A 22,007-nucleotide genomic window follows, 5' to 3' on the forward strand; every position below is an offset into this window, starting at 1 on the left:
CTACGCAAGCACCTGCCCTGCCTTCTCGCTCTAGACTGGCGCGTGCAAATCACCAACGAAAGAGGGCGTGACGTGGCAAGTCTCTGGCTGTTTATCCTGACCCTGGCTGTGGTTCTGCTATTGCCGGGGCCGGACATGATCCTGCTCTTGCAAACCGGTGCGCGACAGGGTCGCGCCGCGGCGCTGGCCACGGCGTTGGGTTTGGCCATCGCCCGCGCCTGCCATGTGGCACTGGCAGCATTGGGCCTGGCGGCGCTGTTCAAAACGGCACCGTGGACGTTTGACGTGGTGCGCATCGCTGGTGCGGCATACCTGCTGTGGATCGGTATTCAATGTTTTCGCAGCTCTTTGGTGCCGAGCCTGCAAACCCAAGAGCAAGCGTCTGCCCACGGCCAATGGCGCGACGCGATCCGTCGGGGCCTGCTGACCAACCTGCTCAACCCCAAGGCCTTGCTGTTCTGCTCGGTGCTGCTGCCGCAATTCATCGTCGATCAAGGCGCGCCGGTGTTGGCCCAGTTCGCCGTACTCGGCGTAGTGCTGGTCAGCATCGGCCTCTTGTTCGACAGCGTTGTCGCCCTGACCGGCGCGGCACTGGGTCGTTGGCTGCAACACAGTCCAACGGCCCAGCGCGTTCAACAATGGCTGTTCGGCAGCCTGTTGATCGGCTTCGCCGTACGCCTGACCTTCATTCAACAGGCCTAGCCTTTGCGCACCTTGCGCTGGCGACGAGTGATCATCAGGAACGCAGCAACAGCGACAAGCACCACCACGCCAATCTGCACTGGCCACTTGTATGGGCGCAGTGCGGCCCGCACGGCATCGGTCACCTGCGTGACATAGCGCTTGTCGGCATTCTCGAAGTCCGGGTATGGGCATTGATTGCCGAAGTCTTGCGCCCACGGCACGTAAGGACCTTCCTTGACGTAGCGCTGATACAGCGCGCTCTGGTCTGCAAGGCTGCTGTTCCAGCCGGCAGCGTTGCACAGTACCGCGGCAAATGCCTGGCTGGTGTGCGGCAGGTGATCGGCGGCGCGACTGGCCAGTGCCGTGGCGACAAAACGATAGTGATAACGCTGATCCGGTTGTGCGGCGCTGCCCTGCTGGCGCTGGACTTCCGCTGCGGAAATCAGCGGGCCGACATCCAGCTTCGTGCTCTCCAGCGTGTAGCTGCCGCCGAATGTGGCGTAATCAGGCGCCATTTCATAACCGAGGATGTCCATGCCCCACTCCCGGGCTGTCCACGCGGCGTTGTACAACGCACTGGCGCGTTTGCTCGGCCACCATGCCGACTCGGCCTTGAGCCGTTGCTCGCCATAGAGCCGGGCCTTGTGCTGCAGATCGTCACTGGCAAAGTAACTGACCGCTTCCTCGTAACGCCCCTCACGCAACAATCGCCGACCGAGCAGATTGCGCAGATTGGCGGCCACCGACAGCGGCACGTAATTGTCGCGCTCCTGCTGAGTCAAGGGCGGCGGCGCCGGCACGTTCTCATCGACATACTGTTTGAGCTCATCGACCGTCAACACCCGCTCGGCGACGGTGGCGGCATCGAACCAGTAAATGCTGTTGCTGCGATACAGCTGCACGAACGCTTGCAGGTATTCGCCGCGTTGCAGCGCCAGGATTGCGCTTTCGCCCTCGACACGGCATTTCGGCTGCACCGTTTCAAACGCCCAGTCCGGCGTGCGGCGATAACCCCAGTCTTCGTTCTGCGGGAACGCCTGTGCGGCCTTTGCGTAGGCGGCGGCAGCGGCAGTCTTGTCGCCATCACGCACCGCCAGTTTTGCCCGCAACCACCAAGCGAGCCCGCCGTCCCCGGCATTCTCAAGGAAGGCCTTGGCAGACCCGTAGTCGCCCTGTTGATAACTCATTGCCGCCAGTCGATCGGCATTGTCGAGGCTGCCACGGGTGCTGTTCTGCAACAGCGTCACCAGTTTCTTTTCATTCGGCGGCTGTTCACCAAATGACCAGCCCTGACGGCTGACCAGCGACGCCGTGACCAGTTGCTGCACCGCCGGCTGCTGTAGCAGTTTCGCGAGTTGGGCCTCGGGCAGTTCGGCCAGTTCGTTCATCAACTGCTTGAGCGAGGTGTAACCGACGGCCGAACCATGCAGGTTCTGTGCTTCGTACAGTTCGATGGCGCCGCTCCAGTCACCCACGCTGCGCAATACGCGCGCCTCTTCACCGAGGCTGGCGACGCCCAGTTCCAGCGGATCGCTGAAGCCATCGATGCTCAACTGCCGAGCCTGGCGAAAGGCATCGCGCGCCTGCTCCAGCGCTTCGATGCGGTCATGCGCCTCGGTGCTCATGGCGAAGGCAATGCGCCCCAGAGAATACGCCGCCCAGGTACTGCGCAACGGACGTTGCTCTGCCGGCAGCGCCAGCACTTTATTGAAATACTCCGTGGCCATTTGATGATCGCCGGTGGCAAAGGCCACCGCGCCGGCGACATACAAACGGATTTCCGCTGGCAGACTGGCGCCCTGCTCGTCAGCCTGATGCGCATCGCTGAGCCCGCGCAGTCGCTTGACCACGGCGTATTGCTCAGCGCTCAGGCCCACCTGCTCAGCCTGGTCGCGCGCCAGCTCAGACGCGTTGTCTTCGGCGTAATCGTTGGGGTTATGGGTCGCAGCAGTGACGTTCTTCAGCCCGGCGATGGTTTTACCGAGACGACTGATTTCGAAGCTGAAGCTGCCTTCGGGCAGATCGGCCAGGGTCTGCGCGCGATCATCGAGCAGGCGCATCGGGAAGTCCGGACCGCAGGCCAGCGCCGAACCCAGCGGCAGGCTGAGGCTCAGGCAAAGCAGATGGCGGGGCCAGTTACGGGTCAACATGCGAACCTCCTTGATCAATATGTGCACAGCGCGCCCAACCGACAGCGCGCTGCCCGCCCGCCGGCAAGCGGCCGTCACGCAGGCGGCTGAAGGTAAGCAGATTGGCACTTTGTTGCAACGAGTAACCGGCGAGCGCATCGGCGCCTGCACAATCCTGCGCCTTCAGCGTGATTTGCGCGGGCCACGGGCTGTCTAGATTGCCGCGGTTTTCGAGCTGGATGTCATAGAGTCCGCCCTGCTCTTTGAACGACAGGCCCAGATGACTGCTGAGCAAATCGCCTTGAGCCACGGCGCGTAAAGTCGTCAGGCTCCAGGCGCGACGGTCGTTGGCCAGCGGCAGACGAAACCAGATCAGCCCGGCGAGATGCTCGGGCGGCTCGTCGCGCAAGGTCTTGGCCAATTGGCTGAGTTGCAGCGGATCGGCGAGCAACTCCCGGCGCTGTCCGCCGCGCTCGAGTTGCACTTCGCTTTCCACTACCGGCGCGCCACCGTCATCGCCCAACAGCGCAACGCCATAAGCTGGCAGCGCCAGATAGAACGGTTTGTCGCTGATACGAGCCCAGGCCTTGGCCCACTTCAACGCCTGTCCGGAATCGAACAGACCGCGTCGCGGATCGCTCACGGCGTGAACTTGCAGCACGCTGCTGTCGACGCTCTGCAAAAGTGCCGGCAATTGCGCACTGCCGAGCCAGGCCGGCAGCGCGGTGATGCTCAGAGTCAGAGATGATGGCAAGACGGAGCGTAAATGCTTCAGGAATTCAGCGTACGCGGGCAGGCGCGCATTGCCGGCATCGTGGTCGATCTCGACGCCACTCAGCGTGAGGCCTCGCGCCTGCCAATCGGCAATGACTTGCAGAATCTGCGCGGTGACCTGCTGCTGATCCAGCGATTGAAGCTGACCATCGAGGCGAATCACCGCGACCAAAGGGCGGCCATCCGCTTTCAACAACGCAGGATCGACCTGGGCCCTGCTCCACCGCGCGCCCGGAAAACCCTGCAATGCCAGCACGCGCAGCGTTGAAAAGTCGTCGTGGCTGTCGCGCAATGCCGGTTCATGTGCCGGCGTCCATTGGCGTTGCCAGACGTAGAGTTGCTGGTCGAGGGCAGGCGCGACATGTTTCTCGCAACCCGCAAGCAAGACGCCCAGAAACAGACCCATAACAAACCGCATACCTTGAAAATCCCTCGATCACCGGGCTGCAAGGTTACACAAAACCCGACGTGAGCGAGTCGATCAGACTGCGGCTTCAGCAGACGCAGCAGGTGTTCGAGACGTACCAAGACGCTGCACCAGCGCGGTACCCCGGTTGCGCATAGGCATTTCGATGCAGCGGTAATTCAATTCGCTGAGCAGGGCAATCAAACCGAATGCCGACAGCAACGTGACGAATGGATGGCCTGCCGGACTCGGCAGGCCCGCTTCCTGTAAACGAAAAATCACTTCCCGCACCAGGAAATACACAGGAATGTGAATCAGGTAGATGCCGTAGGAACGACTTCCCACCCATCCCATCAATTGCTGCAAGCGCCCGGCCGATAACAGGTAGTCCTGATTGTACGAGGCGATCCACACCAGCAAGGCACTCAATAAAGCGATGGCGCCAATGCGAAAGTGGCTGGCGGCAAAAGCATCGGTGGCCAGGTAACTCATCAGCAACCCAACGACGATCAGTGCCGAAATTCCGGCCCCCGGCCGACTCAGGAACCGCGGATGCCAGCGCTGATAACCTGGTTGGGTACTCCACATTGCCAAGAGCACGCCAAGGGCCAGCGCGTCGGTGCGAACGACCATCAGCAGTGGCGTGCGCACCATCAGCAGTTGCACGGCAACCAGCGCCAATAGCACCCAGACCAGATGTCTGCGGCAGACCAGGATCAGCAACGGAAACAACAGGTAAAACTGTTCCTCCAGGGCCAGACTCCAGTAGACGAAACTGCTGCCGTATTCGTATCGGAAGAACGCATCGGCAAAGCGGAAATTGGCGTAGTGCAATACTCCCGCGAGCGTCGCTTGCAGATTGGCCTGTATCGTGCCGAACGCCCCGGAGCGATTGAAGAAAATGCACAACAGCAGCACCAGGGCCAGCCACAACCAAGCCGAGGGCAGCAGGCGAAAAGCGCGGCGCAACCAGAAATTGCGCGTCTGCTCCCAGTACTGCTGACGGCTGCTGCAATCACGCAACGCAGGAATCAGACTGCGGGCGATGACGAATCCGGAAATGGCGAAAAACAGGTCCACGCCCCACCACGGTTGCGCCCAGGCATGAATGGCTTCGAGCAGTGGCACCGGATCGCGGAACAGATTGCCGGCCAGGTGATGGAACAACACACCCAGCACGGCCACGGCGCGCAGCACCTCGATGTCCATGATCCGTTTACTGCTCATCCGGCATCTCCGCATCCGTCGGTTTGCGGGCAATGATTACCTGGCTTTTAGGCATGAACTGATCAAGCACCTGTTTGATCGCAAGTCCGTCGGGGCGGTCGAGCATCTCTTCCCAGGTTCGCGCCCATCCACCCATCAGATGGGGAAAGGGCGCATGAATGCGATCACGCACCGCACCGCCCGGATCCTTGCCGGCGGCTTTCTCGCTGGCCCAGAAAAAGATCATCCCCATCACCCAGAAAAACCCCGTCGCCTGCCGATGCTCAATGATCAGTCCGGTGTCTTCGACCAGCGCGGCAAAGCGCTCGGGGCTGAAGATCTGCACATGGTTGGGCGACTGGTAATAACTCTGCGGAGCGATACCTTTTTGCAGATGCTCGCCAACCGGGGCCGGCACACTGAGCAGGTACAACGCACCGGGGCGCCCCATGCGCGCCAGTTCGGCCATGAACGCTTCGGGTTCGTCGACATGCTCCAGCACCTCCATGCACACGACCCGGCTGGCGCAGCCATCAGCCAACGGTAACGGCAAAGTGTTGCTGACCAGACCCAGATTCGCTCGAGTGCTACGGGCTTCGACCTGACGGGCCAGTTCGCACACTTTGTCGTATTCGCTATCGGTAAAAATCACCGAAGCGCCCTGGCGGACGGCAAACAACGTCGCGGCGCCCTCGCCACAACCAACGTCGAGCAAAGTGTCGTCAGGCGTGATGGCAAAGCCCTTGAGCAATTCGCCACTGTCATTGAGAAACCAGCCATCCAGCACCGCGTCACGCAAACCGACATCGCGGGGCGACCAGACGAATAGAGGCTCGGGTTCGGCGTCAGGCGTCGGTTCAGGGGCCGGCTCCACTAGCGGTGCAGCCACTGCCGGCGGCTGCGAAGATTGCGCCTCTGAAAAAAATCGATGAAGCAATCTGCGAATCATGTGCCGCTGACCTCCGTCGCAATTACGCCGCGGGCTTGCAGCAGTTTCGCCAGAAACGTCCGTAAACGCTGCTCGGCAACCGCTTGACTGCAAAACGCTCGCAGACTGTCGACAGCCTGTGCCGACATGGACGCGTAACGCCCGGGATTGTTTTTCGCGACGTCGTAACTGGCTGCGTAGGCGGCACAGATCGACGCCCAACTCGTTGCGTAGCGCAAGGTTCGATAGGCCGAACGCGGGTCATGAGGCCAGGCGGTGAATTGCTCGCTTGCCTCGATCAGAAAGGCGTTATCGGCATTCATATAGTCGATCATCGCCGTCGTGCATGGCGCCACCGCCGGCTTGCCGCATGACATGAATTCCATCAGCGGTAGACACTGGCCCTCGCCGTAGGAAGTGTTGACGACGTAGCGGGTCGCCTGCACCAGACGTTCGTAATCCGCATCTGCCAGGTAGCCATAGATGAGTACGATGCGGCAGCGATAAGGCTGGTTCTTGTACAGATGATGGAGGATGTCGGTGAGCGCTTCTTCGGCATCGTGATGGGTAAGTTTCAGCACCAGGGTTGCGTCAGCGTTTTCGCGCATGGCGGCGCAGAAAGCGCTGATCATGTCCTCCCAGTTCTTGCGCCCGTCGCGGGGGTTGAACACCGAGGTGTACACCACACCGTCAAGCACCAGCTCCTGCTCCGTGACCGGCGCGAGGAAATCGATTCCCCGCCCACGGCGCAACGGCACTGGAGCGAAAGCATTCAAGTCGATCGCGCGACTGTCGACCACCAGCCCTTTGATCTTCAGCCGGACTGAATCGACGGCCGGCTGCCCCTGCAACTGAACACCACGCGCGGCAAACCGATCCCAGACCGGCGCGGGAACGGCGACTATCGGGTAATCGGCAGTCATCGCCTTGCGTACGGCATCCACCGTGTAACTGGAGTGGGTGATCGCGGCACCGCAGGCGGCAAGCACGGTGCGCCAGTCGTTCAGCGGATCGCCGGCGAATGGCTCGTCGGGAATCGTGCTGAACTCCCAGGCAAACACCGGCAAGGTCGGACAGGCCAGATGCACCGGCGTGCGGTGCGGTGGCGAGAACGACAGAAATACGCAAGGTTCGCCATGTGCCTGGCACTCTGCGTACAACGCGTCGACTTCGCCGTTCGGGTCCATGACCTCGATCACCCGACCGAGGCGTTCGAGCACCGGCCGATATTCCTTGAGCACGAAGTAATAGCTGTACTCCGAGCGCCCCAGGTTGCGGCTGATGGTGTGCTGGTTGGTTTCCGAATGGATGATGATCAGCATGGCGTGCTATCCGTAACCTGGCTTGCATGAGCGGCCTGCGGCTCAAGCCCGAAAAAATCCTCGACACGTTTTTGCAGAACCGCGATCGCGCTGAAATCCGCCATGCGCTGCGCAGCATCCAAGGACATCCGCTGATAATCCTGAGGCTGTGTCGTGGCCATCCGGTAACTGTCTTCGTAGGCTTTTTTCAAGGAGCCCCAGTCTGGTCGATGACGGTGCGCGCGAAACAGCATGCGCGGGTCATGTGGCCAAGTGCATGCCTCAACGCTGGAGTCGACCACGAACGCCACGGACGCATCGACATAGTCCTGCATCGCCGTATGGCCGGGAGCGATCGCCGGTTTGCCGCAGGCCATGAACTCCATCAGTGGCAGACACAGACCTTCACAATGCGAAGCGTTGACGTAAAAACTCGCCGACTGGTAAAGCCGCGTGTATTGCGTATCGTCCATGTAACCGTGAATCATCACGACCCGGCAGGAAAACGGCGCGAGTTGCGCCAGCGGCGTCATCAAATGCGCGTAGACGGCCGCCAGATCGCTCTGGGTAAATTTCATCACCAGGGTGGCATCGGGAGTGTCACGAAAGGCTGCGCAGAACGCGGTAAGGATCTGTAGCCAGTTCTTGCGCCCATCCGCGGGGCGGAACACCGACGCGTAGACCACACCGTCGACCTCGGTTTGAACCGGTAATGAGGTGTCCGGCATATCTCGCGGTGGCGGTTGCACTGACTCCGGCAAAGGTTGAGGGCCGGCGATGCCGGGCAGATGCCTGGCGAGCCAGTCTTGCCAGGACTGTCCAAGCAAGTCGCGGATCCCCTCCCAGTACCAATGCTGCAAAAACCTCACCCGCGGCACCGGGGGTGTCTGGTCATGGCCGGCATTCAGCAGCCACAAGCGCAGGTAATGCTTTGCGATGACGAAGCGTCGTTTCAACGTCAGCGGTGGTGGTCGCGAGGCCTCCAGCTGAGCTTCGATTTCCGCCAGCTCTTCGGCGGTAAGGGGCTTGGGCAGCAGATTATCCGGATGCAGGTTCATCTGGCGGGAATCGAAAATGCACCCTTTGAGTGTCAACGTCGTACCCGGATTGACCGGTGCGCTGCGGTGCTGCTCGCGGATGGACGCAAGGCGCTCATCGAGTGGGGCGGGCAATACCAACACCGGGAAATCCTCTCCCATCGAGCGACGAATCGCTCGGGCGGTGTGGCTGGACAGTGTGATCACACGACCATGCCTTGCCAGCATGTGCGTCCAGTCCTGGCGGGGATCATCGCTCCATTGTTCATCGGGGATCGAATCGTACTCCCAGGTCACGACGCAAACGGTCGGGCATTGGAGGTCGATCGCCGTTTTCTGCGGTCGGGTGAACGAGAGGAACACGCTCTCCTCGCCGGCATCGTGTAATTGCCGAAATAGCGGATCGACCTCTGCGACACTGCTCACTACGTGGACTTGCCCGACCGTTTCGAGCAACGAACGGTAAGCCTTCAATACGAAGTAATAACTGGCGTCGGGATGGCCGAGACTTTCCCTGATGGAATGTTCGTTGATGTCCGAATAAAGAATGAAATTCATGGCTTTCCACAATGAACCCGCCTTTCCGGCAGCTTCATACTAGTGACGGCCAAGCGTCGAACCGGATCGGTGGCGGTTCTTCGTCTCAAGTCACGTCTTGTTCTTGTTTTAGTGGTCGGTTTCACCTTTTCGCACAATGAGCCAGAACATCCCTGGCGATCGTGACGAGGGCCATTCTAAACACATCCGTCGCGACTCCGGGAACCGCCCGGTGAGAATAATTCGGGCTACGCTGACGAGAACTGACTGGTCACGATCTGCCCTGTTGAAATTGCCGAGCAATTGGCACAGATTGGCAACCAAACAACTACAACAACGGCTTCGCCTGCTGTTTCCCCGGATATTTCCTCCGGTCTGACAGACTTATCCACAAAGCATGTGGGAATCGGGCGCAAAGTCATGACCAAGGGGTCGCTGTTTGAAAAAACGTCTGTTCGTCACGGGCCTCAACGGCTTCGTGGGACAACATATTCAGGCTCGTCTGGCTTCGCCGGATTCGCCGTGGCAACTGCTGCCTGCCGCATCGGCCTACGACCTCACGGACGCCGACAGCCTCGCCGACCTATGGCCGCAATTGCCGGATGCAGTCATTCATCTGGCCGGTCAGACCTTCGTGCCGGAATCTTTCCGTGACCCGGCCCGCACCCTCGACATCAATCTCTTCGGCACTCTCAATCTGTTGCAGGCACTCAAGGCTCGCGGCTTTGCCGGCACTTTTCTGTATGTCAGCTCCGGCGACGTTTACGGGCAAGTAGCCGAAGAGCATCTGCCGATCACCGAGCAACAACCGCCGCTGCCGCGCAATCCCTACGCAGTCAGCAAACTTTCAGCAGAATTTCTCAGTCTGCAATGGGGCCTGAGCGAAGGCTGGCCAGTACTGGTCGCGCGCCCCTTCAACCACATCGGCACCGCGCAGAAAGACAGCTTTGTCATTGCCAGCGCCGCCCGGCAGATCTGCCGCATCAAACAAGACCTGCAAGCGCCGCAACTGCAAGTCGGCGATATCGACGTAACGCGGGATTTTCTCGATGTCAGCGACGTGATTGGCGCCTACTTCGCACTGCTGGAAAACGGTACACCGGGGCAGGTCTACAACATCTGCTCGGGCCGCGAGCAAAGCATCCGCAGCCTGATCGAGCAACTGGCCGGTCTGGCTGAAGTCGACGTAGAGCTGGTGCAGGACCCGGCGCGCATGCGGCGTGCCGACCAGCGCCGCGTCTGCGGCAGTCACGCAAAACTGGCCAACGCCACAGGATGGGCGCCAGCCATCACCACACAACAATCCCTGCGGGCGATCCTGTCCGACTGGGAGATGCGAGTACGCCAAGAATGACAAAAAGTGCATTGATTACCGGGATCACCGGCCAGGACGGCGCCTATCTGGCCAAACTGCTGCTGGACAAGGGTTACAAGGTCCACGGCCTGGTCGCCCGACGCAGCAGCGACTCGCGCTGGCGCCTGCGCGAGATGGGCGTCGAAGCCGATATCGTCTATCTCGACGGTGACATGGCCGATGCCTGCTCGGTGCAGCGTGCGGTAATCAAATCGGCACCGGACGAAGTCTATAACCTCGCCGCGCAGAGTTTCGTCGCCGCCTCGTGGGATCAACCAGTGACCACGGGCATCGTCGATGGGCTGGGCGTCACGCATCTGCTCGAAGCGATCCGCCAGTTCAGCCCGCACACGCGTTTCTATCAGGCCTCGACCAGCGAAATGTTCGGCCTGATCCAGGCTGAGCAGCAGGACGAGAACACGCCGTTCTACCCGCGCAGCCCTTACGGCGTGGCCAAGCTCTACGGCCACTGGATCACCGTCAACTACCGCGAAAGCTTCAACCTGCACGCCAGCAGCGGCATCCTCTTCAACCATGAATCACCGCTGCGCGGCATCGAGTTCGTCACCCGCAAGGTCACTGACGCCGCCGCGCGCATCAAGCAGGGCAAACAGCAGGACTTGGCACTGGGCAACATCGATGCGAAACGCGATTGGGGCTTTGCCGGTGACTATGTCGAAGCGATGTGGCTGATGCTGCAACAGGACAAACCGGACGACTTCGTAGTCGCCACGGGTGTTACCACCACGGTGCGCGAAATGTGCCGCATCGCCTTCGACCACGTCGGCCTGAACTACCGCGATTACGTGAAAATCGACCCGGCGTTCTTCCGCCCGGCAGAAGTCGAAGTGCTGCTCGGCAACCCGGCCAAGGCCCAGCGTGTGCTGGGCTGGAAACCGAAAACCGACCTGGATACCTTGATCCGCATGATGATGGATGCGGACATGAAACGCGTTGCCAAGGAGTAGGCCATGCTGATTCCAGTGATCCTGTCCGGCGGTGCCGGCACCCGTTTGTGGCCGGTGTCCCGCGAGGGCCACCCCAAACCGTTCATGACCTTGCCCGATGGCCAGTCGTTGCTGGGCAAGACCTACCAGCGCGCAGCGGCGTTGCTCGACGGCTGGGGCGACATCGTCACGGTGACCAACCGCGAGTACTACTTCCAGAGCAAGGATCACTATTGCGCGGCGCAGGTGTCGCGCCATCGCGGACACTTTTTGCTTGAGCCGAGCGGGCGCAACACCGCACCGGCGATCGCGGCGGCCGCGCTGTCGTTGCAGGCGCTGCATGGCGATGACGCGATCATGGTAGTGATGCCGGCAGATCACTTGATCGTCAATCAGGACGCATTGAAAAGCGCGGTGGAACACGCAGTCTATCTGGCCAAGGATGGTTATCTGGTGACCTTCGGCGTGATCCCGACTGCTCCGGAAACCGGCTTCGGCTATATCGAAACCGGTGCACCGCTGGATGCCAAAGGTGCGGCCAAGGTGCAACGCTTCGTCGAGAAACCCGACCGGCAAACCGCCACGCATTACCTGGAGAGCGGCAACTTCCTGTGGAATTCGGGAATGTTCTGCTTCACCACCGCGACGCTGATTGCCGAACTGCAACTGCACGCACCCGAGTTGCTGGAACAGACCCGCGCCTGCATGGCCGTCAGCGCGCCGATCGAAACGGTTGGCTGCCTGCAACAGGAGCTGTCGCCGGCGCTGTTTGCCGAAATCACTGACATCTCCATTGATTACGCATTGATGGAACGCTCGGAAAAAGTCGTGGTGGTGCCCGCTGGTTTCGACTGGAGCGACATCGGTTCGTGGAACGCTGTCGCTGCGCTGATTCCCGCCGATGCCGATAACAACCGCGCCAGCGGCGAAGCGATCTTCATCGATAGCCACAACAACTTCGTGCAGAGCGAAGGCCGGCTGGTGGCGACCGTCGGTGTGGATAACCTGATCATTGTCGATACCGCCGACGCGGTGCTGGTGGCCCATGCCGACCGTGCGCAGGATGTACGCCGCGTGGCGAAGCAGCTCAAGGACAAGTCCCACGAAGCCTATCGCCTGCATCGTACGGTCAGTCGTCCGTGGGGCACCTACACCGTTCTGGAGGAAGGCCCGCGTTTCAAGATCAAGCGCATCGTGGTCAAACCCGGTGGCAAGTTGTCGTTGCAGATGCACCATCACCGCAACGAGCATTGGGTCGTGGTCGAAGGCATGGCCAAGGTCACCAACAACGGTTCCGGCACAACGCTGGTGGCCAAGAACGAATCGACATTCATTGCCGCCGGCCACAAGCATCGCCTGGAGAACCCAGGGGTGATCGATCTGGTGATCATCGAGGTGCAGAGCGGCGAATACCTGGGCGAGGACGATATCGTTCGCTTCGAAGATCAATACGGCAGGACGGTCTGAATGCTGCTTTCCCTGTACCGCTCGCTACACAGCTACCGTGGATTCATCCTCGGCAGCGTGCAGCGAGAGTTTCAGTCGCGTTATCGCAATTCGCTGCTCGGCGCGCTGTGGCCGATCTTCAATCCGCTGTCGATGATCATCGTTTACACGGTGATTTTTTCCCACATCATGCGCGCCCGTTTGCCCGGCGTGGATGACGGCATGGCCTACAGCATCTACCTGTGCGCCGGTCTGCTGGCGTGGGGGTTGTTTTCGGAAATCACCCTGCGCAGCCAGAACATGTTTCTCGACAACGCCAACCTGCTGAAGAAAATCAGCTTCCCGAGGATCTGCCTGCCGGTGATTGTGCTGATCAACGCAGGGATCAATTTCGCCATCATCATCAGCCTGTTTCTCGGGTTTCTGCTGGTCACCGGCCGCTGGCCGGGGATGGCTCTGCTGGCGCTGATCCCGCTGATTGCTCTGCAAATGATGTTCTGCGCCGGGCTGGGCATGGTCCTGGGCGTGTTGAATGTGTTCTTTCGCGATGTCGGCCAGTTGTTCGGTATCTGCCTGCAGTTCTGGTTCTGGCTGACGCCGATCGTCTATCCCATCACGATCTTGCCGGAGTGGCTGCAGAGCCTGCTGCGATTCAATCCGCTGACGAACCTGATCGCCAGCTATCAGAATGTTTTTCTCTACGGTCAGTGGCCAGCCTGGAGTTCACTCTTGCCGGCATTCGTGATCGGCGCAGCGTTCTGCGTTATTGGCCTGCACCTGTTCCGCCAGCGGGTCGGTGAAATGGTGGATGAACTCTGATGGGACATATCCGTGTTACCGGGCTGGGCAAAGCCTATAAACAATATCCCAGCCGCTGGAGTCGTCTGGCCGAATGGCTGATTCCCTTTTCCCGATTGCGGCACAACCAGCATTGGGTATTGCAGGACCTGAGCTTCGAAATCCCTGCCGGCCAGGCCGTGGGCATCGTCGGCGTCAACGGCGCAGGCAAGAGTACGCTGCTGAAGATGATCACCGGCACTTCACGACAGACCTGCGGCACCATTGAGCTTACCGGCCGGGTCGCGGCGCTGCTGGAGCTGGGCATGGGCTTTCATCCTGACTTTACCGGCCGGCAGAACGTTGTCATGGCCGGGCAATTGCTCGGCATGCAACTTGAAGAAATCAACGCCTTGATGCCGCAGATCGAAAGCTTCGCGGAAATCGGCGAAGCGATCGATCAGCCAGTGCGCACTTACTCCAGTGGGATGCAGATGCGTCTGGCGTTCAGCGTCGCCACCGCGCGCCGTCCCGATATTCTGATCGTCGACGAAGCATTGTCTGTCGGAGATGCCTATTTCCAGCACAAGAGCTTCGAGCGCATCCGCAGCTTCCGCGAGGCTGGCACGACCCTGCTGATCGTGTCCCACGACCGCTCGGCGATCCAGTCGATCTGCGATACCGCGATCCTGCTCGACGGCGGCCGCCTGGCCATGCACGACAGGCCTGAAGCCGTCATGGATTACTACAACGCGCTGCTCGCCGAGCGCGAAGGCCAGACCGTACGCCAGGAAATGCTCGGTGGCGGCCATGTGCAGACCGTGTCGGGAACCGGTGAAGCCGGTATTGTGCGGGTGCGTCTGCTCGACGAATCCGAGCGCTCGATCGAGGCCGCCGAAGTTGGCCAGCCAGTGGTCCTGGCAGTGGAGGTCGAGGTTCGTCAGGACATCGAACGACTGGTGCTGGGTTTCATGATCAAGGATCGTCTCGGCCAGCCCATGTACGGGATCAATACCCATCGCCAGAACCAGGCCCTGGAAAACTTGCGCGCCGGTGAGCGCATTACCTATCGTTTTGCATTCGTGATGGGGCTGGGAAAAGGTAACTATTCCGTTGCCCTGAGCCTGTCGAGGCTGGACTCGCACCTGGATAGAAACTACGAATGGCGCGACTTCGGTCTGGTGTTTCATGTCATCAACAATCGACGCGAGGATTTCGTCGGCTGCTCATGGCTGAACGCACAGACCACGATCAGTCGTCATACCGAAGTCAGCCACGTCGAGCACACACCATGACCCGCCTGCTGGTCGAGTGCACCCACGTATTCAAACATCCGAAGGTCAATTCGGGGATCCAGCGCGTGGTGCGCAACGTCATCAAGCAGCTGCCCGCCAGCGCTGAAGGCGTCGAGTGCATGCCGGTGGTGGTGATCAATGGCCAGCTCTACCGCGTGCTGCAACTGGCGCCACTCGATACACCTTTCTGGAACAGCCTCGAAACCTTCGGTGAGCGCCTGGAGCGCCTCGCCCACCGCTTCTGGCAATGGCATCAGCGCCGCGATGTGCTATGCACGTCGAAACTGGCGCGGCGGCTGCTGTATGTGAGCTATCGGTTGACCCAGTTTGCAGTGCTCGGCCTGCCGATTCGGCTGGTCCGGCGGATCAATCGCAGGCAGCTGCTTAAACGTTGCTCGCCGCTTCAACACCAGCCGGGCGATCAACTGGTGTTGCTGGATTCATCCTGGCACTCGGACTTTTTCGCCCATGTCGAGCAGCTCAAACGCGACGGCGTCGGCATGATCGCGGTGATCTACGACCTGATTCCGCTGACACATCCGCAGTTTTACGACACGCGTCTGGTCGAGGTTTTCAACGAATGGTTCGACTGGATCACGCGCACGGCTGACGGCTACATGGCGATTTCCGCTACGGTGCGCGATCAGGTGCGTGACGAATTGCAGCGCAGGATCGGTGCCGAGCAGACTGAAAAGCACTGGTTCGATTACTTTCATCTGGGTTCCGAGCTCGATCTGCAGCACAGCGAAGCCACGGTCGAACCGCGCTTGAGAGACCTGTTCACAGCGCCCGAAGCGGTTTTTCTGATGGTCAGCACCATTGAGCCGCGCAAGAATCATGGGTACCTGCTCGACGCTTTCGAACGCGCCTGGGCCGATGGCTCGACGGCACGCTTGTGCATCGCCGGACGGATTGGCTGGAAGTGCGACGCACTGCTTGAGCGGATTCGCAATCATCCGGAACTGAATCGGCGTCTGTTCATGTTCAATGACCTGAGCGACACCAGTCTCGATTACGCCTACGCGCAGGCCAGTGCGCTGGTCTTCCCCTCATTCGTCGAGGGCTTCGGCCTGCCGCTGGTGGAAGCCATGCAGCGCGGTTTGCCGGCAATGGGCAGCGACATCGCTGTGTTTCGCGAGATTGGCAGCGACTTCATGGCCTACTTCGACCTGCAGGATCCACGCAGCCTTGCCGATCTGATTGAAGCCTATCAACGCAGCGGGCGATTTCCCGCCGCCCGCGACGTCGCTGACTGGCGCTGGATCGGCTGGCGCGAAGCCAGCGAACAATTGGCATCACGCAGCCTTCGTCATGTTCAGCAGGCCCCGCGCATGCAAGCGAGGCCGTATGCGCATAGCTGTTAACGCTCGCATCCTGCAGGCGCCGCGCACCGGGATTGGCCACTACGTCGCCGAACTGGTCAACGCCTTGCGCAGCGAACCCGAGGTAGACGTGACATTGTTTCACGGCTGGGGCTGGAGCTCTGCCTTGCCGGACGCAGCCATGCCCGGCTATTCGCGGATGACGCCATTGCTGCGGCAGATACCCGGGGCCTATCAGGCACGGCGCTGGCTGGAGCAGAAACGTTTCGATCAGGGCCGGGCACGAGGGATCGACCTCTATCACGAGCCGAGCCTGTGGCCGCTGGCCTTCGACGGCCCGACCGTGATCACCCTGCATGACCTGACGCACCTGCACTTTCCCGAAACCCAGCCGCCGGCGCGTCTGCGGGAGATCGAGCGTCGTCTGGCCGCCGGCATCGAGCAGGCGCAGGTAATTCTGACCGATTCACAGGCAATCGCCGACGAGGCGCAGGCTCACTTCAGTCTTCCTGCGCATCGATTCGTGGTGGCGCCATTGGGCGTGGCCGCGCGATTCCGCCCGCGGCAAGCCGAGGAAATCGATAGCGTGCTCAAGGCCCATGCCGTTCAGGCACGGGAGTATTTCCTGTGTGTCGGCACCCTGGAGCCGCGCAAGAACCTGAGTCTTGCGCTGCAGGCTCACGCCCTGCTTCCGGATGCGGTGCGCCAGCGCTTTCCCTTGCTGATTGCGGGCATGGCCGGTTGGCAGCGTGAGCAGTTCAACGAGCCGTTGCGCCAGGCATTGGCCAGCGGCCACGTGTGCCTGCTCGGCTATCTGCCCGATGAGCAACTGGCGCAACTGCTGGCAGGCGCCCGGGCGCTGATATTTCCATCGTTGTATGAGGGCTTTGGCTTGCCGGTGCTGGAAGCCATGGCCAGTGGCACGCCGGTGGTGACCACCCGCTCTTCGGCAATGCCGGAGGTCGCTGGCGCGGCTGGCAACTATATTGAAGCGGACGATGCCGAGGGCCTGCGTGAGGCAATGAGCCGTCTGATTGACGACTCGCTGCATTGGCAGGCCTGCCGCGAGGCAGGATTGCAGCAGGCGGGGCTTTTTTCCTGGAAGCGTTGTGCACAGGCTACGGCCGATGCCTACCGCCAGGCCATGGGAGGTTGAATGCGCGTTCTTCATTTCTTCAAGACATATCTGCCCGACTCGGTCGGCGGCATCGAACAAGTCATCTTTCAGTTGTGCGAAAGCGGCGCCCAGCACGGCATCGACGCGCAAGTGCTGACCTTGAGCACAGACCCGACACCGCCCGTGGTGCAACTGGGTCAGCACGAAGTACATCGGGCGAAGCTGGATATCCAGTTCGCCTCGACCGGCTTTTCCTGGAGCGTGTTCAAGCGGTTCCGCGAGCTGGCCGCCGAAGCCGACGTGATCAACTATCACTTCCCCTGGCCGTTCATGGACCTCGTGCATTTCGCCAGCGCGGTGAATAAGCCGAGCGTAGTCACCTATCACTCGGACATCATTCGCCAGAAGCATTTGCTCAAGCTATACCGGCCATTGATGAACCGCTTTCTCGCCAGCGCCGACCGCATAGTGGCTGCATCGCCGAACTATCTGCACACCAGCGATGTGTTGCAGCAGTTTCAGGACAAGACCCGGGTCATCCCTTATGGCCTGAACAAAGCAGGTTATCCACAGCCCGATACTGAACGGATGAACCGCTGGCGCCAGCAGCTTGGGGACAAGTTTTTTCTGTTCGTCGGAGTGATGCGTTACTACAAGGGTTTGCATATCCTCCTCGACGCGCTCAAAGACGTGGATTATCCGGTGGTGATTGTCGGTGCCGGTCCGCTGGAGCAGGAGCTGCATGCACAGGCCGCCGCGCTGGGCCTGCGCAATATCCATTTCCTCGGACGTCTGAGTGACGAGGACAAAGTGGCGCTGCTGCAATTGAGCTACGCGATTGTCTTCCCTTCGCACCTGCGTTCCGAGGCTTTCGGTATTTCGTTGCTCGAAGGCGCAATGTATGGCAAACCGATGATTTCCAGCGAAATCGGCACCGGCACCAGTTTCATCAATATCCACAACGAAACCGGGCTGGTGGTGCCACCGAGCAATCCACAGGCATTTCGTGAAGCCATGCGCATGCTCTGGGAAAACCCCGAGCGTGCCGCCGAGATGGGCGTCAAAGCCGAAGCGCGTTACCGGCAGTTATTCACCGCCGATGAGATGGGCCGCAAGTGGACTGAGTTGTATCAGGATCTGCTGGCAGAAAAGGCCCTGTCCTACGCTTGAGCGCAGGACATCACGCGGTCTTCTGCAACCCCGCCACCGTACGCGGCATCGCCACGAAACCCGGCAACGCTTCGATCCGTGCCAGCCAGGCGCGAACGTTGCCGTAGTCATCCAGCGAGACATTGCCCTCCGGCGCATGCGCGATGTAGCTGTAGGCAGACACGTCAGCGATGGTCGGCTCTTCGCCCGCCAGATATGCTGTTTTGCCCAACTCGAGCTCCATGACCTTGAGCAGACTGTGCGCACGGCCAATGGCTTCCTCGGCATTCAGTTGCGCACCAAACACCGTGATCAGGCGCGCCGCCGCCGGGCCGAATGCAATCGGCCCCGCCGCTGCCGACAACCAGCGCTGCACGTGCGCCGCGCCGACCGGATCGGTCGGCAGCCAGCGACCGTTGCCATACTTCTGCGCCAGATACACCAGAATCGCGTTGGAATCGGCCAGTACCACGCCGCCGTCATCAATCGCCGGCACCTGACCGAAACTGTTGATCGCCAGGTACTGCGGCTGCTTGTGCTCACCCTTGGCCAGGTCGACGAAGATCAGCTCGGTCGGTAGCTGCAGCAACGACAGCATTAACTCGACGCGGTGGGCGTGGCCGGAACGGGGGAAGTTGTAGAGTTTGATCGCTTGCATGGTCGACTCCGCTGGAAAGTGACGTCGCTACGAGGAAGAGCGCGCCGATGGGGTCATCTTCCACGGATCGGCGAAACTAAAGAATCACCAGGCAATGCAATCGATTATTTCACTGGCTGCAATAACACCGCAGCGTTCAAGGCCGGATGCTCGCGTAGAGCCTTCACGGCGAAGTCGACAAAGCTGCGAATTCGCGCCGGCGCCTTGCGGCCGCCCTGGTAGACCACATGGATCGGCAGCGGCGGCAATTCAAATTCGGCAAGGACGATTTCCAGTTCGCCTGCCGCAACCTTGTCCGCCACTTGATAGGACAGCACGCGCGTCAGGCCCAAGCCTTTGCGTGCGGCGGTGATCGCCGACTGATTAGCCGTAACGGTGAGGCGCGGTTCGGTGCGCACGCTGAGTGCTTCACCGCCGTCGAGAAACGGCCAGTTGCGTTGCTGGCCGATCGCCGACGTCGCCACCACCGGCAGCCCAGCCAAGGCCTGCGGATGCTCGGGTCGGCCATGCTCAGCCAGAAAATCCGGCGAAGCGCAGATCACCCGCCGCACTTCGCCAACACGAATCGCATGCTGATTGCTGTCGGGCAGCTCCCCGATGCGCACCGCAACATCAATGCCCTCCTCGACCATGTTGACCACCCGGTCGAGCAACAGCGCGTTGATCGACACGTCCGGATAGCGACAAAGGTAATCGGCCATCACCGGCGTGACGAACAAATCGCCGAACAACACCGGCGCAGTAATCGTCAACTGCCCGCGCGGCAAGGCATGGCTGCCTGCCGCCGAATCCTCGGCCTCCTGCACCTCGGCAAGGATCCGCCGACAGTCATCGCAGTAACGTTGCCCGGCTTCGGTCAGATGAACGGTGCGCGTAGTACGCACCAGCAGCTGCGTACCGATATGCTGCTCCAGCGCCGCCACCGCGCGGGTGACACTCGCCGCCGACAAACCCAGACGCCGCGACGCCGCCGAAAAGCCTTGCTCCTGGGCGACGACAACGAAGATCTGCATTTCCTGAAAGCGGTCCATGGGATTCCTCGGCGGCGAATACGACAATCGCAGCCGAAGCTGCGATTGGGGAAGCGTAGATCATCTGTGGATAACTTATTCCACGGTCACCGATTTCGCCAAGTTACGCGGCTGGTCGACGTCAGTGCCCTTGAGCACAGCCACGTAGTACGACAGCAGTTGCAGCGGGATGGTGTAGAGAATCGGCGAGAGGATGTCGTGGATATGCGGCATCTGCACGACGTGAGTGCCCTCGCCATTGGTCATCGCGGCCTTGACGTCGGCAAACACGATCAGCTCACCGCCACGGGCGCGGACTTCCTGCAGGTTGGATTTGAGCTTTTCCAGCAGTTCGTTGTTCGGCGCGACAGTAACCACCGGCATGTCGTTATCCACAAGTGCCAGCGGGCCGTGTTTCAGCTCACCGGCCGGATAGGCTTCAGCGTGAATGTAGGAGATTTCCTTGAGCTTCAAGGCACCTTCCATTGCTACCGGGAATTGCGCGCCACGGCCGAGGAACAGGGTGTGGTTTTTCTCGGCGAACAGTTCGGCGATTTTTTCCACCGTGCTGTCCATCGCCAATGCTTCGCCGAGGCGAGTCGGCAGACGACGCAGCTCTTCGACCAGCGTGGATTCAACGCCGTCGGCCAGAGTGCCGCGCACCTGACCCAGCGACAAAGTCAGCAACAGCAGGCCAACCAGTTGCGTGGTGAAGGCTTTGGTCGAGGCTACGCCGATTTCGCGGCCGGCCTGGGTCAGCAGGGTCAGGTCGGATTCGCGTACCAGCGAACTGATGCCGACGTTGCAGATCGCCAGGCTGGCGAGGAAGCCCAGTTCCTTGGCATTGCGCAGGGCCGCGAGGGTGTCAGCGGTTTCGCCGGACTGGGAGATGGTCACGAACAGCGTGTCCGGCTGCACCACCACTTTGCGATAACGGAATTCGCTGGCGACTTCGACCTGGCACGGAATACCGGCCAGTTCTTCGAGCCAGTAACGCGCGACCATGCCGGCGTGATAGCTGGTCCCGCAGGCAACGATCTGCACGTTGCGTACTTTGGCAAACAGCTCGGCGGCTTGCGGACCGAAGGCCTCAACCAGCACCTGATTGTTGCCCAGGCGACCTTCGAGAGTGCGCTGAACCACGGTCGGTTGCTCGTGGATTTCCTTGAGCATGTAGTGGCGGAACTCGCCCTTGTCGGCGGCTTCGGCACCATCGGTGTACTGCACGGTCTGGCGCTCGACAGCGTTGCCGTTCACGGCCCAGATCTGCACGCTGTCGCGACGGATTTCAGCGATATCGCCTTCTTCCAGGTACATGAAGCGGTCAGTGACCTGGCGCAGGGCCAATTGGTCGGAAGCGAGGAAGTTCTCACCCAGACCGAGGCCGATCACCAGCGGGCTGCCACTGCGTGCGGCGACCAGACGATCCGGTTGCTGGGCATTGATCACTGCCAGACCGTAGGCCCCGTGCAGCTCCTTGACGGTCGCTTTGAGCGCGGCAGTCAGGTCCGGTTGTTCCTTGAGCTTGTGGGTCAGCAGGTGGGCGATGACTTCAGTGTCGGTGTCCGAGCTGAACGAGTAACCCAAGGCTTTGAGTTGCTCACGCAGGGCTTCATGGTTCTCGATGATCCCGTTGTGCACCACCGCGATATCGCCGGAAAAATGCGGGTGAGCATTGCGCTCGCACGGCGCACCATGGGTGGCCCAACGGGTGTGGGCGATACCGAGACGGCCGGCCAGCGGGTGCTCGGCCAGTGCGGTTTCCAGTTCGCTGACCTTGCCCGGACGGCGCATGCGCTCCAGGGTTTCGTCGTTGGTATAAACCGCCACACCAGCGCTGTCATAGCCGCGGTATTCGAGGCGCTTCAGGCCTTCGAGAAGGATGGCGGTGATATTACGTTCAGCTACAGCGCCGACAATGCCACACATG

Annotated in this window: 18 protein-coding genes; 9 read left to right on the forward strand and 9 right to left on the reverse strand. The window is 60.7% G+C overall.

What is annotated here, in order from left to right; all coding sequences use genetic code 11:
• Positions 1-72: 72 nt before the first annotated feature.
• Entirely contained in the window at positions 73-702 is a 630-nt protein-coding gene (locus GXB78_RS20675; RefSeq protein ID WP_329516775.1) for a LysE family translocator, read from the forward strand.
• Here GXB78_RS20675 and GXB78_RS20680 read toward each other — a convergent pair.
• The 6 genes from GXB78_RS20680 to GXB78_RS20705 form a co-directional block, all read right to left on the reverse strand.
• On the reverse strand, positions 699-2,834 hold the full coding sequence (locus GXB78_RS20680; RefSeq protein ID WP_329516776.1) for a hypothetical protein: 2,136 nt from the start codon (positions 2,832-2,834) through the stop codon (positions 699-701). The two genes, GXB78_RS20675 and GXB78_RS20680, sit on opposite strands and share 4 nt — an antisense overlap.
• On the reverse strand, positions 2,821-4,005 hold the full coding sequence (locus GXB78_RS20685; RefSeq protein ID WP_329516777.1) for a DUF3142 domain-containing protein: 1,185 nt from the start codon (positions 4,003-4,005) through the stop codon (positions 2,821-2,823). Before GXB78_RS20685 ends, GXB78_RS20680 begins: the two co-directional genes overlap by 14 nt.
• A gap of 63 nt (positions 4,006-4,068) precedes the next feature.
• Complete coding sequence (locus GXB78_RS20690; protein WP_329516778.1) at positions 4,069-5,220, reverse strand: acyltransferase family protein; 1,152 nt, start codon at positions 5,218-5,220, stop codon at positions 4,069-4,071.
• Positions 5,210-6,148 carry a class I SAM-dependent methyltransferase gene (locus tag GXB78_RS20695; protein ID WP_329516779.1) on the reverse strand — a complete coding sequence of 313 codons (939 nt, stop codon included), beginning with the start codon at positions 6,146-6,148 and terminating at the stop codon, positions 5,210-5,212. Before GXB78_RS20695 ends, GXB78_RS20690 begins: the two co-directional genes overlap by 11 nt.
• A complete protein-coding gene (locus GXB78_RS20700) occupies positions 6,145-7,449 on the reverse strand; it encodes a glycosyltransferase (RefSeq protein WP_329516780.1) in 1,305 nt (434 codons plus the stop codon). The genes GXB78_RS20695 and GXB78_RS20700 overlap by 4 nt, the downstream gene beginning before the upstream one ends.
• A complete protein-coding gene (locus GXB78_RS20705) occupies positions 7,443-9,023 on the reverse strand; it encodes a glycosyltransferase (protein WP_329516781.1) in 1,581 nt (526 codons plus the stop codon). Before GXB78_RS20705 ends, GXB78_RS20700 begins: the two co-directional genes overlap by 7 nt.
• Before the next feature lie 418 nt (positions 9,024-9,441).
• Between GXB78_RS20705 and GXB78_RS20710 the strand changes: the two genes are divergently transcribed.
• The 8 genes from GXB78_RS20710 to GXB78_RS20745 are packed head-to-tail and all read left to right on the forward strand — an operon-like array spanning position 9,442 to position 18,430.
• Positions 9,442-10,356 carry a GDP-mannose 4,6-dehydratase gene (locus tag GXB78_RS20710; protein WP_329516782.1) on the forward strand — a complete coding sequence of 305 codons (915 nt, stop codon included), beginning with the start codon at positions 9,442-9,444 and terminating at the stop codon, positions 10,354-10,356.
• Entirely contained in the window at positions 10,353-11,324 is a 972-nt protein-coding gene (gmd, locus tag GXB78_RS20715) for a GDP-mannose 4,6-dehydratase (protein WP_056791064.1), read from the forward strand. Before GXB78_RS20710 ends, gmd begins: the two co-directional genes overlap by 4 nt.
• Positions 11,325-11,327: 3 nt before the next feature.
• On the forward strand, positions 11,328-12,770 hold the full coding sequence (locus GXB78_RS20720; protein ID WP_329516783.1) for a mannose-1-phosphate guanylyltransferase/mannose-6-phosphate isomerase: 1,443 nt from the start codon (positions 11,328-11,330) through the stop codon (positions 12,768-12,770).
• A complete protein-coding gene (locus GXB78_RS20725) occupies positions 12,771-13,568 on the forward strand; it encodes an ABC transporter permease (RefSeq protein ID WP_329516784.1) in 798 nt (265 codons plus the stop codon).
• Positions 13,568-14,821, forward strand: coding sequence for an ABC transporter ATP-binding protein (locus tag GXB78_RS20730; protein WP_329516785.1), 1,254 nt, complete (start codon positions 13,568-13,570; stop codon positions 14,819-14,821). The genes GXB78_RS20725 and GXB78_RS20730 overlap by 1 nt, the downstream gene beginning before the upstream one ends.
• Complete coding sequence (locus GXB78_RS20735; RefSeq protein ID WP_329516786.1) at positions 14,818-16,185, forward strand: glycosyltransferase family 4 protein; 1,368 nt, start codon at positions 14,818-14,820, stop codon at positions 16,183-16,185. The genes GXB78_RS20730 and GXB78_RS20735 overlap by 4 nt, the downstream gene beginning before the upstream one ends.
• Entirely contained in the window at positions 16,169-17,299 is a 1,131-nt protein-coding gene (locus tag GXB78_RS20740; protein ID WP_329516787.1) for a glycosyltransferase family 4 protein, read from the forward strand. The genes GXB78_RS20735 and GXB78_RS20740 overlap by 17 nt, the downstream gene beginning before the upstream one ends.
• On the forward strand, positions 17,300-18,430 hold the full coding sequence (locus tag GXB78_RS20745; RefSeq protein WP_329516788.1) for a glycosyltransferase family 4 protein: 1,131 nt from the start codon (positions 17,300-17,302) through the stop codon (positions 18,428-18,430).
• A gap of 10 nt (positions 18,431-18,440) precedes the next feature.
• Here GXB78_RS20745 and GXB78_RS20750 read toward each other — a convergent pair whose 3' ends face one another.
• From GXB78_RS20750 to glmS, 3 genes are all read right to left on the reverse strand, one after another.
• On the reverse strand, positions 18,441-19,067 hold the full coding sequence (locus tag GXB78_RS20750; protein WP_329516789.1) for a glutathione S-transferase family protein: 627 nt from the start codon (positions 19,065-19,067) through the stop codon (positions 18,441-18,443).
• A gap of 104 nt (positions 19,068-19,171) precedes the next feature.
• The gene (locus tag GXB78_RS20755) at positions 19,172-20,098 is read right to left on the reverse strand and encodes a LysR family transcriptional regulator (protein ID WP_329516790.1); all 927 of its coding nucleotides are present in this window, start codon (positions 20,096-20,098) and stop codon (positions 19,172-19,174) included.
• Between the two features lie 75 nt (positions 20,099-20,173).
• Positions 20,174-22,006 carry a glutamine--fructose-6-phosphate transaminase (isomerizing) gene (glmS, locus tag GXB78_RS20760; protein ID WP_329516791.1) on the reverse strand — a complete coding sequence of 611 codons (1,833 nt, stop codon included), beginning with the start codon at positions 22,004-22,006 and terminating at the stop codon, positions 20,174-20,176.
• Position 22,007 lies beyond the last annotated feature (1 nt).

Origin of the sequence: Pseudomonas moraviensis subsp. stanleyae (assembly GCF_036283065.1) — a bacterium.
GTDB lineage: Bacteria > Pseudomonadota > Gammaproteobacteria > Pseudomonadales > Pseudomonadaceae > Aquipseudomonas > Aquipseudomonas stanleyae.